This is a genomic window from Streptomyces coryli, assembly GCF_011044975.1.
GTDB classification, from domain to species: domain Bacteria; phylum Actinomycetota; class Actinomycetes; order Streptomycetales; family Streptomycetaceae; genus Streptomyces; species Streptomyces coryli.
In genome coordinates this window covers 1-7007 of record NZ_JAAKZV010000336.1, presented here as the reverse complement: position 1 = coordinate 7007, position 7007 = coordinate 1, and the positions used below count along the sequence as shown (strand labels likewise).

9 protein-coding genes are annotated in these 7007 nt (G+C 72.2%); 5 read left to right on the top strand and 4 right to left on the bottom strand.

Annotation, left to right across the window (positions count from 1 at the left end):
- A partial coding sequence (locus G5C51_RS38445) for a zinc metalloprotease (RefSeq protein WP_476715156.1) occupies positions 1 to 473 on the top strand: 473 nt, incomplete at its 5' end.
- Positions 474 to 485: 12 nt separating this feature from the next.
- On the opposite strand, the gene G5C51_RS38440 is transcribed toward G5C51_RS38445, so the two are convergent.
- The gene (locus G5C51_RS38440) at positions 486 to 722 is read right to left on the bottom strand and encodes a hypothetical protein (protein WP_165244969.1); all 237 of its coding nucleotides are present in this window, start codon (positions 720 to 722) and stop codon (positions 486 to 488) included.
- A 107-nt stretch (positions 723 to 829) separates the two neighbouring features.
- Positions 830 to 1537, bottom strand: coding sequence for an NADPH-dependent F420 reductase (gene npdG, locus G5C51_RS38435; protein WP_165244968.1), 708 nt, complete (start codon positions 1535 to 1537; stop codon positions 830 to 832).
- A gap of 126 nt (positions 1538 to 1663) precedes the next feature.
- Here npdG and G5C51_RS38430 point away from each other — a divergent pair, with 126 nt between their 5' ends.
- A complete protein-coding gene (locus tag G5C51_RS38430) occupies positions 1664 to 2296 on the top strand; it encodes a hypothetical protein (protein ID WP_165244966.1) in 633 nt (210 codons plus the stop codon).
- 99 nt (positions 2297 to 2395) lie between these two features.
- On the opposite strand, the gene G5C51_RS38425 is transcribed toward G5C51_RS38430, so the two are convergent.
- Complete coding sequence (locus tag G5C51_RS38425; protein ID WP_165244964.1) at positions 2396 to 2629, bottom strand: hypothetical protein; 234 nt, start codon at positions 2627 to 2629, stop codon at positions 2396 to 2398.
- A gap of 66 nt (positions 2630 to 2695) precedes the next feature.
- Between G5C51_RS38425 and map the strand changes: the two genes are divergently transcribed.
- Positions 2696 to 3553, top strand: a complete 858-nt coding sequence (gene map, locus G5C51_RS38420; protein ID WP_165244962.1) for a type I methionyl aminopeptidase — start codon at positions 2696 to 2698, stop codon at positions 3551 to 3553.
- Here map and G5C51_RS38415 read toward each other — a convergent pair.
- Positions 3540 to 4970: an MFS transporter gene (locus tag G5C51_RS38415; RefSeq protein WP_165244960.1), complete on the bottom strand. Its 1431-nt coding sequence runs from the start codon at positions 4968 to 4970 to the stop codon at positions 3540 to 3542. The two genes, map and G5C51_RS38415, sit on opposite strands and share 14 nt — an antisense overlap.
- Positions 4971 to 5128: 158 nt before the next feature.
- Between G5C51_RS38415 and G5C51_RS38410 the strand changes: the two genes are divergently transcribed.
- Together G5C51_RS38410 and G5C51_RS38405 are read left to right on the top strand one after the other, a co-directional pair.
- Positions 5129 to 6115, top strand: a complete 987-nt coding sequence (locus G5C51_RS38410) for an aldo/keto reductase (RefSeq protein WP_165244958.1) — start codon at positions 5129 to 5131, stop codon at positions 6113 to 6115.
- An 89-nt stretch (positions 6116 to 6204) separates the two neighbouring features.
- The coding region (locus G5C51_RS38405) for a patatin-like phospholipase family protein (protein ID WP_165244956.1) at positions 6205 to 7007 on the top strand (803 nt) is incomplete at its 3' end.

The window sequence follows — 7007 nt, the reverse complement described above, 5'->3', positions numbered from 1 at the left end:
GAGACAGGGGTGGGGCGGTGTTCATCGAGCGGGGGCGGATTCGCGGGCGGTGGCGGCACAGTCTGATCTCAGCCGCCGGGCCGCTGACCAATGCGCTGCTTGCCGTCGTGCTCACCGCGCCGTTCTGGACGGGGGCGATGGACGGGGCGCCGCTGGCCTTCCGCTGCGCGCTTGCCTTCCTGGCGATGCTGCAGGTCACGGCCGCGATTCTGAATTTCCTGCCGGTGCCGGGGCTGGACGGTTACGGGGTCATTGAGCCCTGGCTCAAGCCCTCCACCCGCCGCACACTCGACCAATACGCGGGCTTCGGGCTGCTGGCCGTCTTCGCGCTGCTGTGGATCCCCGGGGTCAACCGGGTGTTCTTCGATGCCATCGACGGGATCATGAACGGGCTCGGGGTGTCCGAGTTCGATACGGCGCTCGGGCTGGACTGGTTCCGCTTCTGGGACGGCACGCCGCAGCTCGGTCCGTAACGAAAAACGTCGTCAGGCCGCGCGGCGCCGCGCCTCCTCCAGGCGCCTCGCGGCGCGGGTGCGGCGGACGTAGTACCAGGCCATGTTCGAGGCCAGGCCCGCGAGCAGCAGCCACAGCACGCCCAGCCAGTAGCCCTGGACGAAGGACACCACCGCGGCGGCCACCGCCAGCACGCACACCGCGACCGCGAAGATCGCGAGCTGCCGGACCTTGGCGGCCGGGAGGGTCTGGGGTGCGGATGCCGGCATCGGTGCTCTCCTTCAAGGCCGCTCAGGCCGCGATCACGGGGTGGAGGATTCCGGAGGGACTCCAGAGGGGATTCCAGGGGGCCATTCTCCCCCACCCCGTACGCGGCTCAGATGTCGGTCAGGCGGACGCCCGCGTGCGCCTTGTAGCGGCGGTTCACCGAGATCAGGTTGGCGACCAGGGACTCCACCTGGTGGGCGTTGCGCAGCCGGCCCGCGAAGACGCCGCGCATGCCCGGGATGCGCTGGGCCAGCGCCTGCACCTGCTCGACGTCGGCGCGCACCTCGCCGAGGCACATCACGTCGGTCTCGATCTCCTCGACCTCCGGGTCCTGCAGCAGCACCGCCGACAGGTGGTGGAAGGCCGCGGTGACCCGGGACTCGGGGAGCAGGGCGGCGGCCTGTTCGGCGGCGCTGCCCTCCTCGGGCTTCAGGGCGTACGCGCCCTTCTTGTCGAAGCCGAGCGGGTTCACGCAGTCGACGACGAGCTTGCCCACGAGCACGTCGCGCAGCGCCTCGAGGGTCTTGGCGTGCCCGTCCCAGGGGACGGCGACGATGACGATGTCGCTGCGGCGGGCGCACTCCTCGTTCTCCGCGCCCTCGACGCCGTGGCCGAGCTCGGCGGCCGCCGTCTCGGCGCGCTCGGTGCTGCGGGAGCCGATGATGACGCGCTGCCCGGCGCGGGCGAGCCGGTACGCGAGTCCGCGGCCCTGGTCACCGGTGCCTCCGAGGACGCCGACCGTAAGGCCGGAGACGTCGGGGAGCTCCCACGGGTCCTTCGGGGCGGGCTTGGCGGCGGCTGGATCTGCAGATGTCATACGGCGATCCTGCCAGGCCCGGCCGAAAGCGAACCGCCGGCCGCCGGTGAGTCAGCTCACGCGTGCGAGGGAACGTGTGGCGGTACGGCTGCGGAGGCTGGTGTGGGTGGTGCAGGATGCCGCCTCATGGACGCCGTACGTGTCGCGCTGCTGCGCGAAGTCCTCGCCGGGACCGAGTGGTTGCCCGCCGCCCGCCGCTTCGCGGGCACGCTGCGCGCCTCCGTCGCCGGTGGTGCCGCCGCGGCCGGGGGCGGGCTGCTGCTGGTGGGCACGGAGGCGTACGAGCCGTGGCATCTGGCCGCGCATCTCGACGACGAGGCGGCCTGGTCGGGGCAGCCGGAGCTGTCCCCGACGCTGGTACGGCACCGGACGCCGGCCGGGGCGCGGCCGCACCTCGCGGTGGGGCTGAACCGGCTGGAGGCCGCCGGGCGCGGCACCACGCTGCTGGTGGTGGCGCCGGACGAGCCCGGGGCCGGGACGCTGGAGCGGATCGGCGACGCGCGGCGGGCGGGCGCCACGGTGCTGGCGATGGACGACGGCGAGCGGGCGTCGCTGCGCGAGCTGCGGTCGCTGGCGCACGAGGCGCTGGGCGCCGACGCGCCCGGTGGGGTGGACTTGGAGACGGTGCAGCATCTGGTGAGCGCGGCGGCGGGCGAGTCGTCGGTGCCGACGGTGCCGGTGCAGGGCCGGCGTCGGTTCACGGACCGGCTGTCGCGGCTGGCGGAGCAACTGGCCGCGCCTCCGCCGCCCAGGTGGTGACGGGCCGCTTCTGCGCGGTGCCGATCGCGTCGTCGGGCGCCGGAAACGTCCGGGCCCACCCGTCCCGCCATGCGGGACGCCTGCCCCCGAGAGCGCGGGCTATGGGCGCTGGTCGCCCTCGTCGTCCGACCAGTCCGGGTCCCGGTCCCAGTCCTCGTTCCGCTGCTCGGCCTTCTCCAGGGCGTGGGCGGCCTCGGCCTGGGTGGCGTACGGGCCCAGGCGGTCCGTGGCCTTGCACTCCGGGCCCTCTTCCACCTTGTTGTGGCGGATGCAGTAGTACCACTCTCCGGGCCGGCCGCCCGCCGACTCCGACTTCCGCTTGAACAGGGACATCGCGCGCTCCTCGGCTGGTCGCTTCCCGCCCATCGTGCCCGATGGGGCGCGATTACACTCGCTGTCATGTCTGGCCAGTCGCTGCTTGTCCCCGGAACGCTGTCCCCCGCCCGTTCCGTCCCCGCCGCCATCGCCCGTCCCGAGTACGTGGGCAAGAAGGCGCCCACCCCGTACACCGGGCCCGAGGTGCAGGACGCGGAGACCATCGAGCGGATGCGCGTCGCCGGCGGGATCGCCGCGCGCGCCATGGCGGAGGCCGCCAAGCACATCGCGCCGGGCGTCACCACCGACGAGCTGGACCGGGTCGCGCACGAGTACATGTGCGACCACGGCGCCTATCCCTCCACACTCGGCTACCGCGGCTTCCCGAAGTCGCTGTGCACGTCCGTCAACGAGGTCATCTGCCACGGCATCCCGGACTCCACCGTCCTCAAGGACGGCGACATCGTGAACCTCGACGTCACCGCGTACATCGACGGCGTGCACGGTGACAACAACGCCACGTATCTGTGCGGCGACGTCGACGAGGAGTCCAGGCTGCTGGTCGAGCGCACCCGCGAGGCGCTCCAGCGCGCCATCAAGGCCGTCCGCCCCGGCCGCCAGGTCAACATCATCGGCCGGGTCATCGAGTCGTATGCGAAGCGCTTCGGCTACGGCGTCGTGCGGGACTTCACCGGGCACGGGATCAACAGCTCATTCCACAGCGGCCTGATCATTCCGCACTACGACAGCCCGCATCACACCACCGTCATCCAGCCGGGGATGACCTTCACCATCGAGCCGATGCTCACCCTCGGCACCCACGACTACGACATGTGGGACGACGGCTGGACCGTGGTGACGAAGGACCGTAAGCGGACCGCTCAGTTCGAGCACACCCTCGTCGTCACCGACTCGGGCACCGAGATCCTCACCTTGCCGTAGGGATGCGCGGGGCGTTGCGCAGCGCCTCGGCCTCCGCCTCCGTGGACACCGACGGCGGCGAGCCCTTCAGCGGCCGGCCCGCCGTCTCCTCCATGCGGTGCGCGGCGATCAGGCCGATCCCGGCGAAGAGCATCATGTAGAACGCCGGCATCAGGTCGTTGCCCGTGCTCGACACCAGCGCCGCCACCACCAGCGGGGTGGTGCCGCCGAAGAGGGACACGGACACGTTGAAGGAGATCGACAGCGACGCGTAGCGGCGGTCGGTCGGGAAGAGTGCCGGGAGCGTCGAGGACATCGTCGATACGTACCCGAGCAGCGCCAGGCCCAGGACGAGCAGGCCGGCGAAGACCGCGGGCCAGCTGCCGACCTTGATCAGCAGCAGCGCCGGGACCGAGGTGACCAGGAACGCCAGCGAGCCGCCCATCAGCACCGCCCGCCGGCCGAAGCGGTCGGAGAGCGCGCCGACCCGGTTGATCAGCAGCATCAGCACGATCATCACCAGCACGATCGACATCAGGCCTGTGGTGGGCGCGAAGCCGAGGGTGTCGGAGAGGTACGTCGGCATGTACGAGAGCAGCACGTAGTCGGTGACGTTGAAGGCCGCGACCAGCGCCATGCACAGCGCCATCGCCCGCCACTGGCCGGCCAGCACCTGGCGGATGCTCAGCTTGGGGCGTGCCTGGTGTTCCTCGCAGGCCGCCAGCTCCTGGTAGGCGGGGGTCTCCTCCAGCCGCATCCGCAGGTAGAGGCCGACCAGGCCGATCGGGCCCGCGATCAGGAACGGGATCCGCCAGCCCCAGGAGAGCATGGCGTCGTCGCTCAGACCCATCTCCAGGCCGGTGACCAGCGCGGCCGCGGCCGTGTAGCCGACCAGGGTGCCCAGCTCGAGGAAGCTGCCCCAGAAGCCGCGCCGCTTGTCCGGTGCGTACTCGGCGATGAAGGTGGCGGCGCCGCCGTATTCGCCGCCGGTGGAGAAGCCCTGCACCATGCGGCAGAGCACCAGCAGCGCCGGTGCGGCGAGGCCGATCGCGGCGTACGACGGCAGCAGGCCGATGGCGAAGGTGGCCGCCGACATCATGATCATGGTCAGCGCCAGGATCTTCTTGCGGCCGATCCGGTCGCCGAGCGGGCCGAAGACCATGCCGCCGAGCGGGCGCACCAGGAACGCGGCGGCGAAGGCGGCGAGCGACGCCAGCACCTGGGCGGTGCCGCTGGCGGCGGGGAAGAAGACCTTGCCGATGGTGACGGCGAGGTAGGCGTAGACGCCGAAGTCGAACCACTCCATGGCGTTGCCCAGGGCGGTGGCACGGACCGCGCGCTTGACCGCACCTTCGTCGGTGACGGTGACGGCGCGGCGCTGCGGCGGCGCGGGCAACACGGGTTCGGGTGCCCGCTCCAGCTCGGCGGTCGGTGCCATTTTTCGGTTCTCCCCTGAGGTCTGGCGAATATCTTCCTGCCTCAATAGGTATGCGAAGGGAGGAATGTCTGCTTCCCTGCATTGGTCCCGTTCACGCGGGACAGAAGTCCTTTCCTGGCTCTTGCCTTGGAGTGCGCTCCAAGGGGCACTGTCGCCCTATGGAGAAACGCACTATCGGACGCAGCGGAATACAGGTGAGCGCCCTCGGCTTCGGCTGCTGGGCGATCGGCGGCGAGTGGGCGGACACCGACGGGCAGCCGCTCGGCTGGGGGGTGGTGAACGACGACGAGTCGGTACGCGCGATCCGGCGCGCCCTCGACCGCGGGATCACCTTCTTCGACACGGCGGATGTATACGGCACCGGGCACAGCGAGGAGATCCTCGGCCGTACGCTCGCGGGCCACCGCGACGAGGTCGTGATCGCCACGAAGTGGGGCAACACCTTCGACCCGGAGCGGCGGATCAAGCTGGACCAGGACACCAGCGCGGATTACGCCCGGCGCGCCCTCACCCACTCGCTGCGCCGGCTGCGCACCACCCACATCGACCTCTACCAGCTGCACCTCGGCGACGCCGACGCCGAGACCGGCGCCGCGCTGCGCGACGTCTGCGAGGGCTTCGTACGCGAGGGGCTGATCCGCGCGTACGCCTGGTCCACCGACGACCCCGAGCGGGCGGCGGTCTTCGCCGAGGGGCCCAACTGCGCGGGCGTGCAGCATCAGTTGAACGTGATGGAGGACGCCCCGGAGATGCTGGCGCTGTGCGCCCGCGAGAACCTCGCGAGCATCAACCGCACCCCGCTGGCGATGGGCCTGCTCGGCGGCAAGTACGTGGCGGGCCAGAAGGCGCGGGCGGGCGATATCCGCAGCGCCCCGCCCGCCTGGCTGAAGTACTTCGACGCCGAGGGCCGGGTCACCCCCGAGTGGGCCGGGCGGATCGACGCCGTACGGCAGGTGCTGGCCTCCGGCGACCGCACCCTGGCGCAGGGGGCGCTGGCCTGGATCTGGGCGCGCAGCCCGCACACGATCCCGATCCCCGGCTTCCGTACGGTCGGGCAGGCGGAGGAGAACGCGCTGGCCATGGAGCACGGGCCGCTGACGCCGGCGGAATTCGCCGAGGTGGAGAAGCTGCTGAACGAGGGCTGAGCCCCCGCCGCCAGGTGAGGGCGGGCCGCTCTCACCCGCCCGCGGTCCTCCGGCTGCCGGGCCGGGTGGCCGGTGGCAGCATGATCCGCATGGACGAGCGCGCGGTGGTCCTCGGCGGTGGCGGCGTGACGGGCATCGCCTGGGAGACCGGCGTGCTGCTGGGCCTGGCGGAGGCCGGGGTCGACCTGAGCGCGGCGGACCGGTTCGTCGGCACCTCGGCCGGTTCGGTGGTCGCCGCCCAGGTCACCCAGGGCGGCACCCTCCAGGAGCTCTACGAGCGGCAGCTGGCCATGCCCGTACCGGGCAGCCGCAACGCCCGGCTGGCGCCGTCCGGGGTCTTCGCCACCCTCGCCCAGCTGCTCCGCCGCGGCGACCGCCGCAGAGCCCGGGCCCGTCTCGCCCGCAAGGCGCTGACCGCGAAGACCGCGGCCAACGAGATGGAGCGGCTGGCCCAGATCGAGAACCGGCTGCCCAGCCGCAAGTGGCCGCGCGGCACCGAGCTGCTGATCCCGGCGGTGGACGCGGAGACGGGCGAGGAGGTCGTCTTCGACCGGGACTCCGGCGCCGAGCTGACCGAGGCGGTGGCGGCGAGCTGTGCGCTGCCGCTCGTCTGGCCGCCGATGACGATCCACGGGCGGCGTTACGTGGACGGCGGGCTGCTCTCGCCCGCGAACGTGCACCTGGCGGCGGGCTGCGGGCGGGTCGTCGTGCTCGCCCCGGTCGCGGCGGCGCCGCACCGCGATCAACGGCCGGGGGCGCAGGCGAGGGCGCTGGGGGCGGCGGTCCGTACGGTCGTGATCAGCCCGGACCGCGGGGCCCGCAAGGCGATCGGCGGCGACCCGCTGGACCCGGCGCGGCGCGGGCTGGCCGCGGAGGCGGGACGGAGGCAGTT